The following is a 17,707-nucleotide window of genomic DNA, read 5'->3' as shown; positions in this document are numbered from 1 at the left end:
GCGTGCACCCGACAGAGCGCATCGACCGCGTCGTCGACCAGGCCGCCGTGCGCGTCGGCACGAAGCCCGCGCTCGTGCTCGACGGCGGCACGGCCATCTCTTACGCGGAGCTCGCGCAACGCATCGATGCAGCCGCGCAGGCGCTGCAGGCAGTCGGCGTCGCGCCCGGCGAACGTGTCGCGCTGGTCGGCGAGAACAGCGCCGAGATCGTCGTGCTGCTGCTGGCGGCGATCCGCCTCGGTGCCTGGGCCGTGCCCCTGAATGCGCGCATGGCGCCGGGCGAGATCGACGCGATCTTCGGCCACTGCGGGCCGCGCATCGCCGCCTATGCCGCCGGCGCCTCGCCCGACGCGGCGGCGCATGCGAAGCGGGCGGGCGCGCGTGCGGCGGCCCTTGGCGGGCTGGAGGGCCTGGGCGAGCTGCGGCTCGCCACATTCGAGGGCGCCGGCACCGGCCCCGAGGCCGACGCCGATGTCGCGCTGATGCTCTACACCAGCGGCAGCACCGGCATGCCCAAAGGCGTGATGCTGACGCACGCCAACCTCGGCTTCGTCACGCGGGCCTCGCAGCAGCAGCAGGTGCTGCGCGAGGATGACCTGATCTTCCACGTGTTGCCCCTGTCGCATTCCTTCGGCCTCGTGTCGGCGCTGCTGTGCGGCCTCGGCGCAGGCGCGACGCTGCAGCTCGTCACGCGCTTCAGCGCCGAACGCCTGGCGCAGGCGATCGCCGACGATGGCATCACGGTCTTCCAGGGCGTGCCGGCGATGTATGCGCGGCTGCACGAATGGTCGCTGCAGAGCGGCCGCAGCCTGCGGCCGAACCGGCTGCGCTTTGCCTACATCGGCGGCTCGCAGGTCGACGCCGAGCGCAAGGCGCAGGCCGAAGCGCTGCTCGGCTTGCCCCTGCACCAGGGCTACGGCCTCACCGAGGCCGCGCCGGCGGCCACGCGCACCGTGGGCCATGCGCCGCCGCCCGGCGTGTCGGCGGGCTGGCCGATCCCCGGCGTCGAGGTCGTGCTGCGCGACGAACACGGCGAACCCGTGCCGCCGGGTGGCCGCGGCGAGGTCTGGGTGCGCGGCCCGAACGTGATGAAGGGCTACTTCCGCGACGAAGCCGCGACGCGTGCCGCGGTCGACGCACACGGCTGGCTGCACACCGGCGACATCGGCGAGTTCGGCGCGGCAGGCGACCTCGCGATCGTCGGCCGCCTCAAGGAGATGATCATTCGCGGTGGCTTCAATGTGTACCCGGCCGAGATCGAGCGTGCGATCGCTGCCTACCCGGGCGTCGCGCAGTGCGCGGTCGTCGGCCGCACCGTCCCGGGCGACGAGGAGGTGGTTGCCTTCGTCGAGCCGCTCGCCGGCCAGGCGGTCGATGGGGAGGCGCTGCGGCGCTTTCTGCGCGAGCGGCTGGCGCCGTACAAGATCCCCGCCGAGGTGGTGTGCATGGCGCGCCTGCCGGCCAGCGGCACCGGCAAGCTCGCGAAGGCGCAGATGAAGGCCCTCGCCGCGGAGCAGGCACGATGAGCGCGCTCGACAGCCTGCTCGCACCGGCGAGCGTGGCCGTGGTCGGCGCTTCCGACAACCCGCACAAGGTCGGCGGCCGGCCGCTGCGCTACCTGCTCGACCAGGGCTATGCCGGGCGCATCTACGCGGTGAACCCGCGCCAGCGCAGCGTGCAGGGCCTGCCCGCATTCGCCGGGCTGGACGCACTGCCCGAGGTGCCCGACGTCGCCGTGCTCTGCGTCGCCGCCGAGCAGGCCGAGGAGCAACTCGAGCTGGCCGCGCGGCTGGGCGTTCGGCACGCACTGCTGTTTGCCTCCGGCTACGCGGAGGTCGGGGCCGAGGGCGCGGCGCGCGAGCAGCGGCTGCTGGCCATCGCACGCTCCGGTGGCCTGCGGCTGCTCGGGCCCAACAGCATCGGCGTCGCGAGCTTCGACAGCGGCGCGGTGCTGTCCTTCGCCTCGATCTACACCGACCATGCGCCGGCCGACGGCGCGGTGGCCATCGTCTCGCAGAGCGGCGCCTTCGGCGTCTCGGCCTATGCGCTGCTGCGCGAGCAGGGCATCGGCGTGCGCTGCGTCGCTGCGACCGGCAACGAGGCCGATCTCTGCTGCGCCGATTTCGTCGACGCACTCGCGCGCCGGCCTGGCGTGCGGCTGCTGCTGCTGTACCTGGAAGACGTGCAGGACGCGGCGCTCATGCGGCGCGCGCTCGAGACCGCGCGTGCGCACGGCGTTGCGGTGCTCGCGGTGCGGGCCGCGCGCTCGACCGAAGGCCGCCGCTCGGCGCGCTGGCACACCGGCTCCGAAGGCGCCGCCGATGCGCGGCTGGACGCGATGTTCGCCGCCGCCGGCTGCCGCACCGTCGCGCACCTGGGCGAACTGGTCGCCAGCGTGCCGCTCTACCTCGACCCGGCCGCGCGCTCGCCCGCCACACCGCCGCGCATTGCGATCGTCAGCAACTCCGGCGCGTCGTGCGTGCTCGCCGCCGACGCGGCCGATCGCCTGGGCCTGCCGCTCGCCGAACTCGGCGCCGGCACGCGGGCGATGCTCGACGCGTCGCTGCCGCCGTTCTCTCTGAACCGCAACCCGATCGACCTGACCGCGATGCTGCTGGCCGACGCCAGCCTGCTCGGCCGTGTGATGACCGGCGTGCTCGCCGACCCCGGCGTCGATGCCGCGCTGCTGGGCCTGCTCGCGATCGGCGGCCCGAGCTACGACGTGCCGCGCTTCGCACGCGAGGCGCGCCAGGCGGCGCTGGCCGCCGGCCGGCCGCTCGCGCTGTACAGCCCGCATGCCCACGTGCGCGCCACGTTCGCGCGCGAGGGTGTCGCCGTCTACACCCACGAGGCCGAGGCGCTGCAGGCGCTGGCCGAACACGCCGCGCACCGGCGCGCGCTGCAGCCTGCGGGCGTGGCGCAGGAGGAACTCCACAATGCCTGAGGTCGCAATCGTCGCCGCCGCCCGCACGCCGATCGGCAAGGCTTTCCGCGGTGCGCTCAACCTCACGCATGGCGGCACGCTGGGTGCGCATGCGGTGCGACACGCGGTGGCGCGCGCCGGCATCGAGCCGGCCGAGGTCGACGACGTGGTGCTGGGCTGCGCCTTCCCCGAAGGCGCGAACGGCTTCAACGTCGGCCGCATCAGCGCGCTCGCCGCCGGGCTGCCCGAGGCGGTGAGCGGCATGACGGTGAACCGCTACTGTTCGTCGGGCCTGCAGAGCATCGCCATCGCCGCCCACGCGATCCAGGCCGGCGCGCTGCGCTTCGCCGTCGCCGGCGGCACCGAGTCGGTCAGCTGCGTGCGCGAGCACACCAACACGCACATGCGCGAGGAGCCCTGGCTCGCCGCCCACGCGCCGCAGGTCTACCTGCCGATGATCGACACCGCCGAGATCGTGCAGCAGCGCTACGGCATCACGCGCGAGCGCCAGGACGAGTACGCCGCGGCGAGCCAGCAGCGCTACGCGGCGGCGCGTGCGGCGGGCCGCTTCGATGCCGAGATCGTGCCGATCGAGACGACGATGCGGCGCCGCGACGGCCAGGGCGCCGAGGCCCGCAGCTGGGACGAGCGTGTCACGCTCGCCCACGACGAAGGCGCGCGTGCCGATACCACCGCGGCGCGGCTGGCGGCGCTGAAGCCGGTGCGCGAGGCTGGCACCGTGACCGCCGGCAACGCCAGCCAGCTCTCCGACGGTGCCGCGGCCTGCGTGCTGGCCGACGCCGATGTCGCCGCGCGCCGGGGCCTGCCGGTGCTCGGCTGGTTCCGCGGCTTTGCGGTCGCCGGCTGCGCGCCTGACGAGATGGGCATCGGTCCGGTGTTCGCGGTGCCCGCGCTGCTGCGCCAAGCGCGTCTGACGGTCGACGACATCGGCCTGTGGGAGCTGAACGAGGCCTTTGCCGTCCAGGTGCTGTACTGCGCCGACCGGCTTGGCATTCCGCCCGAGCGGCTCAACGTGGACGGCGGCGCGATCGCGATCGGCCATCCCTTCGGCATGTCGGGCGCCCGCATGGCCGCGCACGCGCTGATCGAAGGCCGGCGGCGCGGCGTGCGGCATGTCGTCGTCACGATGTGCGTGGGTGGCGGGATGGGGGCAGCCGGCCTGTTTGAGGTGGCCTCGGCATGAACGCGCTGGCGGCGGCGGTGGGCCGCCACGAGACCGTGCGCGACCGGCTTTCGGCCGCGCCGCTCGCGGCGCTGGCCGCGACGCTGGACCGCGAGCCGCCACAACAGACCGTGCCACCCCTGTGGCATTGGGTCGCGTTCACGCCGAAGGCGCCCGCGTCGGAGATCGGCGCCGACGGCCATCCGAAGCGCGGTGGCTTCCTGCCGGCGCTGGACCTGCCGCGCCGCATGTGGGCCGGCGGCCGGATCGAATGGCATGCGTCGTTGCACGTCGACGAAGCGGTCGAGCGCCGCTCGACCATCGTGCATGCCGAGGAGAAAACCGGGCGCAGCGGGCGGCTCGCCTTCGTCACGCTGCGCCATGAGGTGCATGGCGCGGGTGGGCTGGCGCTCGTCGAGGAGCAGGACATCGTCTACCGCGAGCCGCCGCGTGCGGACGCTGTCCCTCCGACTGCGCCGACTGCACCTGCAGATGAGACCTGCGCTCGCAGCGTCGTGCCCGACCCGGTGCTGCTGTTCCGCTATTCGGCGCTGACCTTCAACGCCCACCGCATCCACTACGACCGCCCCTACGCCACCGGCGTGGAAGGCTACGACGGCCTGGTCGTGCATGGTCCACTGATCGCCACCTTGCTGATGGACCTGGCGCAGCACGAGCTCGGCGCCGGCGACCCGGTGCGCTTCGCGTTCAAGGCCGTCAGCCCGCTCGCCGACACATCGCCATTCAGCGTATGCGGTCGACCCGACGGTCCGGGCCGACTGGCGCTGTGGGCTCGCGCTGCACAAGGCCGCCTGGCGATGCAGGCCGACCTGCAGTTCCGCACCTGAGCTTGGCGCGTCTCGATCAGGGCTCCAGTTCCACCCAGCGCCGCCAGCTCTGTTCGCGCGGTCGTGGGCGAGCCGCCTCCGGCCGCTCGCAGTGCAGGAACTGGCCTGCACCCGCGCGGCCGAGGAACCGCTGGCCGTCCCAGACCACCTCGCCCCGCAGCAGCGTCATCGCAGGCCACGCCTGCAATTCGCGTCCTTCGTACGGCGTGTAGTCGGCGGCGTGGTGCAGCGCCTCGTTGCGGATGGTGTAGGGCGTTCCGGTGTCCCAGATCACGAGGTCGGCGTCGCTGCCGACCGCGATGGTGCCCTTGCGCGGGTACAGGCCATACAGGCGCGCCGCGTTGGTGGCGGTGAGCGCCACAAACTGCTGGAGCGTCAGGCGCCCGGTGAGCACGCCTTCCGAGAACAGCAGGCCCATGCGCGTCTCGATGCCCGGCACGCCGTTCGGGATGTAGGGGAACTCGGGTTCCTTGCCGCCCAGGCGCTTGCCGCCGGCGTCGTTGTCGTAGTTGAAGGGCGCGTGGTCCGACGAGAGCACGGTGAAGAGGCCATCGGCCAGGCCGTCCCAGATCACCTGCTGGTTGGCCTTGTCGCGCGGCGGCGGGCTGCACACGCAACGTGCGCCGTGGAAGCCCGGCAGGCCCAGGTCGTCCTGCGTGAGGAAGAGGTACTGCGGGCACGTCTCGGCAAACACGTTGAGCCCCTTGCCGCGCGCCCAGCGGATCTGCTCCACCGCCTCGGCGCCCGACACGTGCACCAGCAGGATCGGCACGTCGACCAGCTCGGCGAGCGTGATGGCGCGGTGCGTGGCCTCGCGCTCCACCGGCGAGGGCCGCGACAGGCCGTGGAAGCGCGGCGCCGTCTTGCCCACCGCGAGCAGGCGCTCGGTGAGGTAGGTGATGGCGTCGGTGTTCTCCGCGTGGACCATCACCATCGCGCCGTGCAGGCGCGCCACCTCCAGCAGCTCGAGGATCTGCCGGTCGTCGAGCTTCATGTCCTCGTAGGTCATGTAGAGCTTGAACGAGGTGTAGCCGCGGTCGATGAGCGCGGGCAGTTCTTCGTTCATCACCGTCGGCGTGGGGTCGCTCACGATCAGGTGGAAGGCGTAGTCGATGCTCGCCTTGCCCTCGGCGCGGCGGTGGTAGTCGTCGACGGCCGCCTGCACGCCCTGCCCTTTCTGTTGCGCCGCGAAGGGGATGACGGTGGTGGTGCCGCCACAGGCCGCCGAGCGGGTGCCGGTCTCGAAGTCGTCGGCCATGCGCACGGGCGGCAGCATCGGCTGGTCGATGTGGCAGTGCGAGTCGACACCGCCGGGGGTGACGAAGCGGCCGGCCGCATCGATCTCGCGGGTGTTGGGTCCCGCCTGCAGGCTTTCGCCCAGCGCGGTGATGCGGCCGCCGGTGATGCCGATATCGCAGCGGAACAGGTCGGCCGCGGTGGCCGCCTGCGCATTGCGCACGATCAGGTCGAAGGGGGTGCTCATGCGATCTCCTCCTCGAACAAGCTGCCCCAACCCTTCACGCGTCGCGTGTCCACGCCGCACATGCGCAGCGACTTCCACACGGCGGTGCTCACAGTGTCATAGACCGGAATGCCGAGCTCGGCTTCGAGCGCCGGCGCCAGGTGGGCGGCCCGCAGGTTGGTGCAGAAGGTGGTGAGGCACTGCGGCTTCGCCTTCGCGACTTCTCGCGCCATGCCGGTGAGCTGCTCGGGCGTCACCTCCGAGAAGCTGAAGTTCACGCTCTGGTTCAGGTGCTGCTCGGCCACGCAGTCGAAACCGCTCCTCGCGTAGTTGGCCACGATCGCCGACTGAACGTCGTGCAGGTAGGGCGTGACGAGGCCGAAGCGCTTGCGCTGCGTCTTCTCCATGATCTCGTTGAGCGCCAGCACCGAGGTGCAGCAGCGGATGCCCACCTCTGCTTCGATGTGCTGGCACAGCGCCACGTCGGCGCCGAAGCCGAGCCAGCCCGACGAGGTGCCGTTCCACGCAATCACATCGACACGCGCATCGGCCAGCAGGCGCGCCGCCTCGAGGATGGGCGCCATGTCGAACTGGCCCAAGGCTTGCGGCTTGAGCGAGATCTCGGTGACGCGGAAGCGCCCGAAATGCGCGCTCACCTCGGGCAGACCGGCCAGCATGGCCGAGGTGATCGGCTCCAGCGCGGTGTTGGAAGACGGGGTCAGCATCCCCAGCAGAACGCGCTTCATGCGAAGCACCCGCGAACGTCCCTACAATTTTTCATTGCCAGCCTCTCTGGTTTCGTCGACAAAATCGAGCATGCCTGCACACAAAGCCGCTCGCAAGAGCGTTGCCGCCCCTGCTACGACCCCGCCATTGCCGAGCGGCGCCGTCGTGCGTGGCGCCATCTACGACCGCATCCTCCAGGCGGTGCTCGAGCACCGCCTGCCGCCGGGCACCAAGCTCGTGGAAGACCGGCTGGCCGAACTCTTCGACACCAGCCGCGCGCAGGTGCGCGACGTGTTGGCGCGCCTGGCCGACGAGGGCGTGGTCACGACCATCCCGAACCGGGGGGCGTTCATCGCCTCGCCCACGCCGGAAGAAACGCGCGAGGTCTTCGAGGCGCGTCGCCTGATCGAGCCGGCGCTGGTGCGCCGCTTCATCGCCCAGCGCGACGACGCCGCGGTGGAGAGGTTGCGTGCCCTCGTTCTCGAGGAGCAGCAGGCGCGCACGCGGCAGGACCGGCCGACCATGGTGCGCCTGTCGGGCGAGTTCCACATCCGCCTGGCCGAATACGCCGGCAACCGCATGCTCGAGCGCAGCATGCGGGCGCTGGCCTCGCTCACCTGCCTGGCGATCTTTCTCTACGACGCGCCGCACGCCACCGCCTGCCGTGAAGACGAGCACGAGCTGCTGCTCAATGCCATCGCCCGCCGGCGCGCCGACCGGGCCGCCGAGCTGATGCTGGAGCACCTGGCCCACATCGAGGCCTCGCTCGACCTTCGCGTGCCGCGCGACGAGGCCGTCGACTTGGCCGCTGCGCTCATGCCACGCTGAGCCGGGCGCGGCCGGCCAGGTCGGATCAAGGTGCACCGGTCTGCACCGGACTGGGTCGTTGCGCACTGTTTGTCGGCATCATTAATTCAGATTGTCGACAATATGCACTCTTCGTGCCGACATAACGGGCCTGAAGTGGTGGCACGTTTCTTGTGTCTGGCGGGGTCATGCTTGGCCGAGACACCTGTTCATGACACCGCGCCGGACCCTCCTGCGTGGCGCGCTGGCGCTCGTCGGCGATGAGCTGAGCTTTGACCGCCAGCCGCGCGACGTGCTGGTCGCGGAGGGGCGAATCCTGGCCATCGAGCCTGCCGGCCGCATCGAGCACGCCGACGAGCTGATCGAGCTGCCCCGGCGCCTGCTCGCGCCCGGCCTCGTCAACGGCCACCAGCATTCGCACGAGCACTTCCAGCGCGGCCGCACCGAGAACCTGCCGCTGGAGCTGTGGATGCACCTGGTGCGCACGCGCATCCCGGTGAAGCTGACGCCGCGGCAGGTGTACCTGCGCACGATGATCGGCGCCATCGAAAGCCTGCGCACCGGTTGCACCACCCTGGTCGACGACCTGGCGCTCGGCCCCGCCATCGCCCGCGACCAGATCGACGCCGCGCTGCAGGCGTATGACGACGCCGGCATCCGTGCGCTGGTGGGCTTCGCGATGATGGACACGCCCATCGTCGACAACTTCCCCTTCGTCGACGAGCTGGTGCCGGCCGCGCTGCTGGCCGAGCTGCGCGCCACACCGCGGCCGAGCACCGATGCGCAAGTCGCACTCGTTCGCGAGCTGGCTGCCGTGCGTCACCCGCATCAGCAGCGCGTGGGGGTGCTGGTCTCGGCCTCGGCCCCTCAGCGTTGCACCGACGACTACCTCAAACGGCTGCGCGCGTTGGCCGACGAGCTGGCGCTGCCGGTCATCACCCACGTGCAGGAGACCCGCCTGCAGGTGGTGACCGGCCAGCTCTTCCACGGCTGCACGCTCGTCGAGCACCTGCAGCGCATCGGCTTCCTCAAGCCCGCGACGAGCCTCATCCACGCGGTGTGGCTCAACCCGCGCGAGATCGCCGCGCTGTCCGAGAGCGGCGCCACCGCGCAGCACAACCCGTGGAGCAACCTGCTGCTGGGCTCGGGCGTGCAGCCGGTGCGCGAGCTGCTCGACGCGGGCGTCAACGTGAGCCTCGGCTCCGATGGCTCCTGCTCCACCGTCACCACCAACATGCTGCAGACGGTGGGCAGCGCGGCTGGCCTCTCCAAGCTGCGTGGCGACGAGCCCTCGCGCTGGCTGAGCGCCCGCGAAGCCTGGCACGCCGGCACGCTGGCCGGTGGGCGTGCGCTTGGGTTTGGGGACTCGCTCGGCAGCCTGCGGGTCGGCGCGCGTGCCGACCTGGTCGGCTACCGGCTCGACAGCGTGAGCTTCACGCCGCTCAACGATCCGTTGCGCCAGCTCGCGTATGCGGAGCGCGGCGCAGGGGTCGACTTCGTGATGGTCGACGGCGAGGTGGCGATGCGCGGACAGCGCCTCACGCGCATTGACGAAGCAGCGCTGCTGGCCGAGATCGAGCACGAGTTCCACGGCCTGGCCGATCGTTACCGCGAGGCCGAGGCCTCGACCGCGCCGGTGCTGGCGGCGATGGAGGCCATCTACCGCCGCTCGCTCACGTTGCCGGTGGCCGGCGACACCTTCGCAGCACGGCTCGCACCGTTCAACCCCGCATGAAGCTACTGCTCCTCAACCCGAACACCACGCAGGCCGTGACCGATGCGGTGCTGGTGGCCGCACGCGCCGTCGCCCGGCCCGGCACCGAGCTGAAGGCGGTGACAGGCCGCTTCGGCCCGGTGGTGATCGGCTCGCGCGCCGAGAACGCCCTCGCGCAGCACAGCGTGCTGCAACTCGCCGCCGAGCATGCGCACGACTGCGACGCCGTGGTGCTGGCCGTCTCGCTCGACACCGGCCTGTGGGCCTGCCGTGAGCTGCTGAAGGTGCCGGTGACCGGCATGACCGAGGCCGGCCTGCTCGCGGGCTGCAGCGTGGCGACCCGCATCGGCCTCATCACCTATGGCCGTCGCATGGGGCCGCTCTATCGCGAGATCGCCGAGGGCTACGGGCTCGCCTCACGCCTGGCCGGCATCGCCACGCTGGACCTCACGCCGCAACAGACCTTCAGCGAGCCGCAGGCGGTGCGCGATGCAGTGCTCACCGCGGCACGGCAGCTGGTGCAACACGAGGGCGCCGAGGCGGTGCTGCTCGCAGGCGCCGCCATGGCCGCGATGGCCGCCGACCTGCAGCCCGAAGTCGACGTGCCCCTGCTCGATGGCGTGGCCTGCGCGGTGGCGCTCGCCGAAGCACACGTGAGCCTCAAGTTTCCGAAGGCCCGCAGCGGCAGCGTGTCGGGCACCGGTGGGCGCGAGGTACGCGGTGTGTCGCCCGAACTGGCGAACCTGTTCGCACAACGGCCATGAATGCACCGCACACCTGGACCGCCCGCGAATGCGCCCAGCGCGTGGCGGCGCGCGAGCTGAGCACCGTCGAGGTGGCGCGCCATTTCATCGAGCGTGTGGTGCAACTCAACCCCGCGCTCAATGCCATCGTTCAGTTCGACGCCGAGGCGGTGATGGCCGAAGCACGCCTCGTCGACCGCCGACTGGCAGCGGGCGAGTCGCTGCCCATGGCCGGCGTGCCGGTCACCATCAAGGACAACCTCTGGGTCGAAGGCCGCAACGTCACGCAGGGCTCGCGCCTCTTCGCCGACTTCGTCGCACCACGCGATGCGTGGGTGGTCAGCCGTTTGCGCGAGCTGGGCGCCGTCGTGCTCGGCATCACCAACTGCTCCGAGTTCGCCTGCAAGGGCGTGACCGAGAACCTCGTCTACGGCCCCACCCGCCACCCGATCGACAACACGCTCACGCCCGGCGGCTCGTCGGGCGGTGCGGTGTCGGCGCTCGCGGCGGGCCTCGGCCTGCTGGCCCTCGGCACCGATGCCGGCGGCTCCATCCGCCGGCCCGCGGCGCACTGTGGCCTGGTCGGGCACAAGCCCTCGCAGGGCGTGATCCCGCACCCCTGGGGCTTCGCCGAGCCGAACTACGGCGTGTCGGTGATCGGCCTCGCCGCGCGCAACGCGGGTGATTGCGCGTGGCTGCTCGATCACCTCTCGGGCTTCGACAACGGCGACCCGAGCGCCCCGTCGTTGGGCGTCGCGCTCCATGCGCATGCGGCCACCGCCATCGAACCGCCACGCGAGCTGCGGATCGCCTGGAGCCCGCAGCTTGGTGTCGGCTATGCCATCGACGCCGACGTGCTGGCCGCGCTCACCGCCCGGGTGCACGCCTTGCGCGAAGCCGGCTGGTCGGTGGCCGAGGCTGATCCGCCGTGGCCAGACGGCATCCGCGAATACCCGCTCGCCGCCTTGCAGCACGCCGGCCTGCACACGCTCTACGGCGATGCACTGACAACGCGCCGCCACGACATCGACCCCGACCTCGCCGCGCAGATCGATGCCGGTGCATCGATCACGCCCGACGAAGTGGCCCGCGTGCTGCGCCTGCGCGAACGCATCGTCGCCAGCCTCTCGCGCTTCTTTGACGCCTACGACCTCCTGCTCTGCCCCACCGCCCCGGTGACCGCCTGGCCGCTCGGCCAGATCGGCCCGCCGGTCATCGGCCGTGCACCCGCCGGCCCGCGAGGCCACGCCGCCTTCACCCCGCTCTTCAACTACTGCGGCGTGCCCGCGAGCTCGGTGCCCGCCGGTCTCGTGCGCGGCCTGCCGGTCGGCCTTCAGGTCGTCGGGCCGCGCTTCGAAGACGCGCGCGTGCTGCAGATGGCCGCCCTCGTGGAGCGCCTGCGGTGACCTGCGCCGCACAGCTTTGGGGAGCGAAGTTTGGTATGCAAATTGCACGTCAACGACCAGCGCAGGGCTGCAAGGGCCCTCTGGTTGGCGTGCCGAGCGAAACGTGTGGAACCACGACGCCGGCAGCCCCGGCGACCGTGACCCACCGTTGATTGTCATCAGCAACGTGCACCTGGCACACAGGTGCTTTTCAACGGAGATCACCATGTTTGAGCGTGTCAGCAGCCCCTCTTCTTCCCTCACCTCCCGTCGCAGCTTCCTCAAGAGCAGCAGCATCGCCGGCGCGAGCATCGCGTTGCCGGCCGGCCTGGCCAGCACCCTGATGCCGGGACTCGCCAGCGCACAGGCGCAGACCGTCATCAAGGCCACCCACGGCTCGGGCCTGTGCAACCTGGCCTTCTTCCTCGCCAAGAAGCGCGAGCTCTCCAAGGCCGACGGCGTCACGCTCGACTTCGTGATCACGCCCACCAATGCCGACATCGCCACGCTCTTCGGCGCGGGCCAGGTCGACATGTCGGTGATCCCGTATTCGAACTTCCTCACGCTGTACGACGCCGGTGCACCGGTGAAGATCGTGGCCGGCGCGGGCGTCGACGGTTGCATCCTCGTCGCACGCGAAGGCATCAAGAGCGCGGCCGACCTGAAGGGCAAGTCGCTTGGCACCTTCCAGGCCGACACGCTCGAAGTGCTGCCCTACGACTACCTCAAGAAGGCCGGCCTCTCGTTCAAGGACGTGAAGGTTCGCTACTTCAACACCTCGCCCGAGATGGCGCAGGCCTACAACGCCGGCGCGGTCGACGCCATCTGCCACATCGAGCCCTACGCCACGCAGTGCCTCACCGCGCGCAAGGGCTCGACCATCCTCAGCGACGGCAGCGACATCTACGGCAAGCACTACTCCGACTGCGTGCTTGCCGTGCGCACGCCGCTGATCGAGAAGAACCCGAAGGCGGTGAAGGCCGTCATCAAGGCCATGATGGTCGCGCAGAGCCAGGCCGAGGCCGACCCCGAAGCCGCGCTGAGAGACACGGTGGGCTCCTTCTACAAGACCTCGATGGAAGCCGCCAAGCTCGCCGCGAGCAAGCAGCCCATCATGATCGACCAGCGCAAGAACACGCAGTTCATCCTCGACCGCGCACAGTCGATGAAGGAACTGGGCTACGTGAAGAAGCTCGCGCCGCGCGCCGCCATCGACTGGACGCTGCTCGACCAGGTCATCGCCGAGAACCAGAGCCTGTACGCCGGCCTCAAGCTCAAGACCACGGCCTGACCGGCGGCGCATGCAAAGGAACGCTTCATGTCTGCGCTGCCCATGACCGGCCTCGACTCCACCGGGGACCGGCCGGCCCCCCGCCCCCCGAGCCCCGCCTCGGCCACCCGCCAGAAGGCACTCGCCGTCCTGCGGCGCGTGCTGTGGTGGCTGGCCTCGGTGGGCACCTTCGTCGCCATCTGGGAGTTCTGCTGGTGGCAAGGCCTGGCCGACCCGCTGATGCTGCCGCCACCGCACATGTTCCTGGCCGACCTGCCCGAGCAGTTCAAGTTCTTCGACCCGGCCGGCGCGCGCAGCCTGGAAGAAGACGGCGGCGGCCTGTTGTCGGTGCTGATCGTGATGGCCTGGACCTCGATGCGCGTGGTGCTCGGTCTCGCGATCGGCTTCGTGGGCGCCGTGGGCGTGGGGGTGGCGATCCGCTATTTCCCCATCTTCGGCAAGCTCACGCTGCCCACGATCACGCTGCTCACGCCGATCTCGCCGGTGGCCTGGCTGCCTGTGGCGATCTTCATCTTCGGCATCGGCAACGTGCCGGCGATCTTCCTCGTCTTCATCTCGGTGTTCTTCATCATCGTGCTGTCGACGCTCTCGCAGATCGACTCGGTGCCGGCGGCCTATGTGCACGTGGCCCGCATCATGGGAGCCAACAAGCACCAGCTCTTCCGACACGTCATCCTGCCGACCATCCTGCCGTCACTCTTCATGACGCTGCGGCTGAACCTGTTTGCCGCCTGGATGGTGGTGCTGATCGCCGAAGCGGTGGGCGTGGGCTCGGGCCTCGGCCAGATCGTGATGATGGCGCGCAACACCTTCAACGCGAGCCTGGTGTTCTTCACCATGACGCTGATCGGCCTCTTGGGCTTCGCGTTCGACCGCGGCCTCCTGTGGGTGCAGCAGCGGGTGTTGTGGTGGGTCGGCCCTTCAGCAGTGGGAGGCAAATGACATGACCACCCCCATGACCCACAAGCGCCCCCTCATCAGCCTGCGCAACGTGCGCAAGGTCTGGAACCCCGACACGCCGAAAGCACTCACCGCGATCGACGGCCTGTCGTTCGACGTGGCGCCGGGCGAATTCGTCGTGCTGCTGGGCCCCTCGGGCTGCGGCAAGAGCAGCCTGCTCTACATGGTGGCCGGGCTCGAATCGGCCACCGACGGCGAGCTCGAGTGCGACAGCCTGCCCATCACCGGCCCGGGTACCGACCGCGGCATGATCTTCCAGGAAGCCTCGCTCTACCCGTGGCTCACGATCGCCGACAACGTGACCTTCGGCCTCAAGCTGCAGGGCGTGTTCCCCGAGAAGCGCCGGCGCATCGCGCAGGAGCTGCTGCTCAAGGTGGGCCTGGCCGACGCCGCCGACAAGCGGCCCGACGAGCTCTCGGGCGGCATGCGGCAACGTGCGGCGCTCGCCCGCGCCCTCGCCATGCGGCCCAAGGTGCTGATGATGGACGAGCCATTTGCGGCGCTCGACATCCAGACGCGCGCCAAGATGCAGGGCCACCTGCTCGAAGTCTGGCGGGCCAGCGGCGCGAGCGTGCTGCTGGTCACCCACTCCATCGAGGAGGCGCTGGCGCTGGCCGACCGCATCGTGGTGTTCACCGCGAGGCCCGGCCGCATCAAGGAGATCGTGCCGGTCGACCTGCCACGGCCGCGCTCGATGCGCGACCCGCAGGTGATCGCGCTGCAGCAGCGCCTGGCCGACCTGCTCGCCGACGAAGTGGACCGCGCCTTCCTCGAGCAGGAAGCCGCGGTCTGAGCTCGACATGAAGACCGCCCGCCGCTCGGTGCCCGCACCGCGGCGTGGCCAAGCTCAACCCATTCAAGGAGAAACCACATGACAGCAGCCCTGGTTCGCGCCAAGTGGATCGTCACCGGCGTGCAAGACCGCCACACCCCGAACATCGTCAGCGACGGCGCCCTCGTCCACGAGCACGGCAAGGTGGTCGCGGTCGCCCCGTTCGACGAGATGCGCCAGCGCTTCCCCGATGCGCCCGTCACGCAGTACCCGCGGCACATGCTGCTGCCGGGTTTCGTCAACAGCCACCACCACGTGGGGCTCACGCCGCTGCAGCTCGGCTCGCCCGACTACGCGCTGGAGCTCTGGTTCGCCAGCCGCATGTCGGCGCGCGATGTCGACATCTACCTCGACACGCTCTACTCCGCCTTCGAGATGATCGCCTCGGGCATCACCACCGTGCAGCACATCCACGGCTGGATGCGCGGCAGCTTCGAGCAGGTGCACGGCGCATCGAGCGCAGTGCTCAAGGCCTACCAGGCCATCGGCATGCGCGCGTCGTACTGCTACGCCGTGCGCGAGCAGAACCGCCTCGTCTACGAAGACGATGCGAAGTTCTGCGCCAGCCTGCCGAGCGAGGTGGGCGTGCCGCTCGCCGAGCACCTGAAGCAGGCCACCCTGAGCTTCAGCGACCACATGAAGCTCTACAAGATGCTGCGCGACGAGAACGTGGGGCAGACGCTCACCCGCATCCAGCTCGCGCCCGCCAACCTGCACTGGATCACCGACGATGGCCTGATGACGCTGGTGGAGCAGGCCAAGGCCGACGACGTGCCGATGCACATGCACCTGCTCGAGACCGTCTACCAGAAGGAATACGCCCGCCGCCGCACCGGCACCACCGCCGTCAAGCACCTGCACAAGCTCGGCGCGCTCGGGCCGTGGATGACGCTCGGCCATGCGGTGTGGCTGACCGAGGAAGACGTGGAGCTCGTCGCGCACAGCAAGACCTGCGTTTGCCACAACTGCAGCAGCAACTTCCGCCTGCGCAGCGGCGTGGCGCCGGTGAACGACTTCGAGAAGCGCGGCGTGACGATCGGCATGGGCCTCGACGAAGCCGGCATCAACGAAGACCGCGACATGCTGCAGGAGATGAAGCTCGCGCTGCGGGCGCACCGCGTGCCGGGCATGAACGACGACGACGTGCCGAGCTGCCCGCAGGTGCTGCGCATGGCCAGCGAACACGGCGCGAAGACCACCGCCTTCCGCGGCCAGATCGGCCGGCTCGACCCGGGCATGCAGTTCGACGCGGTGGCCATCGACTTCGACGCGGCGATGTACCCCTTCCAGGACGACGACATCCCCCCGCTCGATGCCCTGATCCAGCGCGCCCACCAGCGCCATGTCGACACGGTGTACGTCGGCGGCGACCCCATCTACAGCCAGGGCCGCTTCAAGTACATCGACCGCGACCAGGTGCTCGCCCAGATCGCCGAAGCGCTGTCACGCCCACGCTCGCCCGACGAGGTGAAACGGCGTGAACTGTCGAAGGCGGTGTTCCCGCATGTGAAGCAGTTCTACGCCCACTACCTCGACGGCGAGCCGCCGCGGCAGCCGTTCTACGGGCCGTCGTCGCGCACCTGAGGGATCTCCCTTCCGGCGCGGCATTCCAAAAGCCGGATGGATCGATCCGAAAAAACTTTCGATTGGACGGCGCCTCCACAGGTCTCAATACTTCGGCCGCACCCCTGTGGAGACAACAGTGAAACAAACAATCATCGTGGCGGCTGCAGCGGCCGTCTGTTCCGGTGGCGCGCTGGCCCAGTCCAGCGTGACCCTCGGTGGTGTCATGGATGCGGCCGCGCGGAGCGTCGCCAATTCAGGCGGCGGCTCGGTCAAGTCGCTCGTCAGTGGCGCCAACAGCACGAGCCGGCTCTACTTCCGCGGCAACGAGGAACTCGGCAACGGGCTCTCCGCCGGCTTCTGGATCGAATCGGGCATCAACATCGATGCCGGCACGAGCAGTGGCGGCACGCAGTTCTGGGACCGGCGCGCCACGCTGTCGCTCGCGAGCAAGCCCGCTGGCGAAGTGCGCCTCGGGCGCGACTACACGCCGACCTACACCACCTGGTCGCGTCACGACGTGTTCTCGCACGTGGGCGTGGCGGGGTCGAACAACTTCTCCTCCGCTGCGCAGCAGGGGCCGGTCCGCAACGCCTTCGGCACCAACCCCAACACGACGGTGCGTTCCAGCAATTCGGTGCAGTACATCCTGCCCGCAGGGCTGGGTGGCGTGGAAGGCGCCCTGATGCTTGCCGCCGGTGAGGGGGGCACGGCCGCGAACGGCCAGCACAAGCTGATCGGTGGCCGTCTTGCGTGGCAAACCAAGGTGTTCGGCGTGAGCGCGGCCTATGCCACCACCGAAAACGACCTCACCGCCAGCGGCAAGTTCAAGGACGGCGTGATCGGCGCCAATGGCGCCATTGGGCCCGTGCGCCTCACGGCGGCCTTGCGTCGCTACGAGCAGTCGCAGGCCAAGCAGACCAACCTGATGCTCGGGGCCCTGGGCAGCATCGGCGCCACGGACCTGAAGCTCTCCTACCTGCAGGCCAACCTGCAGGGCCGTGTCGGCGCCACGTCGATCGACAACAACGACGCCCGCCAGATCGGCCTCGGCGTCGTCTACAACCTGTCGAAGCGAACCGGCCTCTACGCCCAGGCCGCGCGCATCGAGAACGAAGGGACCGCCACCTTCGTCATTCCCGGCGGCACGACGCTGCCCGCCGGGGGGCGATCCACCGGCTGGGAAGCAGGCCTGCGGCACAACTTCTGACCGGCACCACATGCACGCCGGTGCCCCTGCGGCCTTGCCGCCGGGTGCATGTGACTGTCA

The 17,707-nt window shown here is 70.2% G+C and carries 15 protein-coding genes; 13 read left to right on the top strand and 2 right to left on the bottom strand.

The features are described from left to right. Positions 1-2: 2 nt before the first annotated feature. Genes JI745_RS23380 through JI745_RS23365 form a run of 4 tightly spaced genes read left to right on the top strand, consistent with a single transcriptional unit; the run spans position 3 to position 4,954 of the window. Positions 3-1,526 carry a class I adenylate-forming enzyme family protein gene (locus JI745_RS23380; RefSeq protein ID WP_201812208.1) on the top strand — a complete coding sequence of 508 codons (1,524 nt, stop codon included), beginning with the start codon at positions 3-5 and terminating at the stop codon, positions 1,524-1,526. Beyond that, complete coding sequence (locus tag JI745_RS23375; protein ID WP_201812207.1) at positions 1,523-2,944, top strand: CoA-binding protein; 1,422 nt, start codon at positions 1,523-1,525, stop codon at positions 2,942-2,944. The genes JI745_RS23380 and JI745_RS23375 overlap by 4 nt, the downstream gene beginning before the upstream one ends. Then, complete coding sequence (locus JI745_RS23370; protein WP_201812206.1) at positions 2,937-4,127, top strand: acetyl-CoA C-acyltransferase; 1,191 nt, start codon at positions 2,937-2,939, stop codon at positions 4,125-4,127. The genes JI745_RS23375 and JI745_RS23370 overlap by 8 nt, the downstream gene beginning before the upstream one ends. Further along, positions 4,124-4,954, top strand: coding sequence for a MaoC family dehydratase N-terminal domain-containing protein (locus JI745_RS23365; RefSeq protein ID WP_201812205.1), 831 nt, complete (start codon positions 4,124-4,126; stop codon positions 4,952-4,954). The genes JI745_RS23370 and JI745_RS23365 overlap by 4 nt, the downstream gene beginning before the upstream one ends. 16 nt (positions 4,955-4,970) lie before the next feature. On the opposite strand, the gene hydA is transcribed toward JI745_RS23365, so the two are convergent. Further along, on the bottom strand, positions 4,971-6,437 hold the full coding sequence (hydA, locus tag JI745_RS23360) for a dihydropyrimidinase (RefSeq protein ID WP_201812204.1): 1,467 nt from the start codon (positions 6,435-6,437) through the stop codon (positions 4,971-4,973). Further along, positions 6,434-7,162: an aspartate/glutamate racemase family protein gene (locus JI745_RS23355; RefSeq protein ID WP_201812203.1), complete on the bottom strand. Its 729-nt coding sequence runs from the start codon at positions 7,160-7,162 to the stop codon at positions 6,434-6,436. The genes hydA and JI745_RS23355 overlap by 4 nt, the downstream gene beginning before the upstream one ends. A gap of 70 nt (positions 7,163-7,232) precedes the next feature. Here JI745_RS23355 and JI745_RS23350 point away from each other — a divergent pair, with 70 nt between their 5' ends. The 9 genes from JI745_RS23350 (at position 7,233) to JI745_RS23310 (ending at position 17,647) form a co-directional block, all read left to right on the top strand. After that, positions 7,233-7,970: a GntR family transcriptional regulator gene (locus JI745_RS23350; protein ID WP_201812202.1), complete on the top strand. Its 738-nt coding sequence runs from the start codon at positions 7,233-7,235 to the stop codon at positions 7,968-7,970. A 190-nt stretch (positions 7,971-8,160) separates the two neighbouring features. Further along, complete coding sequence (locus tag JI745_RS23345) at positions 8,161-9,684, top strand: amidohydrolase family protein (RefSeq protein ID WP_201812201.1); 1,524 nt, start codon at positions 8,161-8,163, stop codon at positions 9,682-9,684. Next, complete coding sequence (locus JI745_RS23340; protein WP_201812200.1) at positions 9,681-10,427, top strand: aspartate/glutamate racemase family protein; 747 nt, start codon at positions 9,681-9,683, stop codon at positions 10,425-10,427. Before JI745_RS23345 ends, JI745_RS23340 begins: the two co-directional genes overlap by 4 nt. Then, a complete protein-coding gene (locus tag JI745_RS23335; RefSeq protein WP_201812199.1) occupies positions 10,424-11,812 on the top strand; it encodes an amidase in 1,389 nt (462 codons plus the stop codon). The genes JI745_RS23340 and JI745_RS23335 overlap by 4 nt, the downstream gene beginning before the upstream one ends. A 205-nt stretch (positions 11,813-12,017) precedes the next feature. Next, entirely contained in the window at positions 12,018-13,082 is a 1,065-nt protein-coding gene (locus JI745_RS23330; RefSeq protein WP_201812198.1) for an ABC transporter substrate-binding protein, read from the top strand. A 27-nt stretch (positions 13,083-13,109) separates the two neighbouring features. Beyond that, the gene (locus JI745_RS23325) at positions 13,110-14,024 is read left to right on the top strand and encodes an ABC transporter permease (RefSeq protein ID WP_201812197.1); all 915 of its coding nucleotides are present in this window, start codon (positions 13,110-13,112) and stop codon (positions 14,022-14,024) included. Between the two features lies 1 nt (position 14,025). Then, positions 14,026-14,835, top strand: a complete 810-nt coding sequence (locus JI745_RS23320; protein ID WP_201812196.1) for an ABC transporter ATP-binding protein — start codon at positions 14,026-14,028, stop codon at positions 14,833-14,835. A 78-nt stretch (positions 14,836-14,913) separates the two neighbouring features. Further along, complete coding sequence (locus JI745_RS23315) at positions 14,914-16,458, top strand: amidohydrolase family protein (RefSeq protein WP_201812195.1); 1,545 nt, start codon at positions 14,914-14,916, stop codon at positions 16,456-16,458. Positions 16,459-16,576: 118 nt separating this feature from the next. Further along, positions 16,577-17,647, top strand: coding sequence for a porin (locus tag JI745_RS23310; protein ID WP_310738740.1), 1,071 nt, complete (start codon positions 16,577-16,579; stop codon positions 17,645-17,647). The last annotated feature ends 60 nt before the right edge of the window (positions 17,648-17,707 follow it).

This window comes from Piscinibacter sp. HJYY11, assembly GCF_016735515.1.
Lineage (GTDB): Bacteria > Pseudomonadota > Gammaproteobacteria > Burkholderiales > Burkholderiaceae_C > Rhizobacter.
This window is presented reverse-complemented; position numbering and strand designations above follow the sequence as displayed.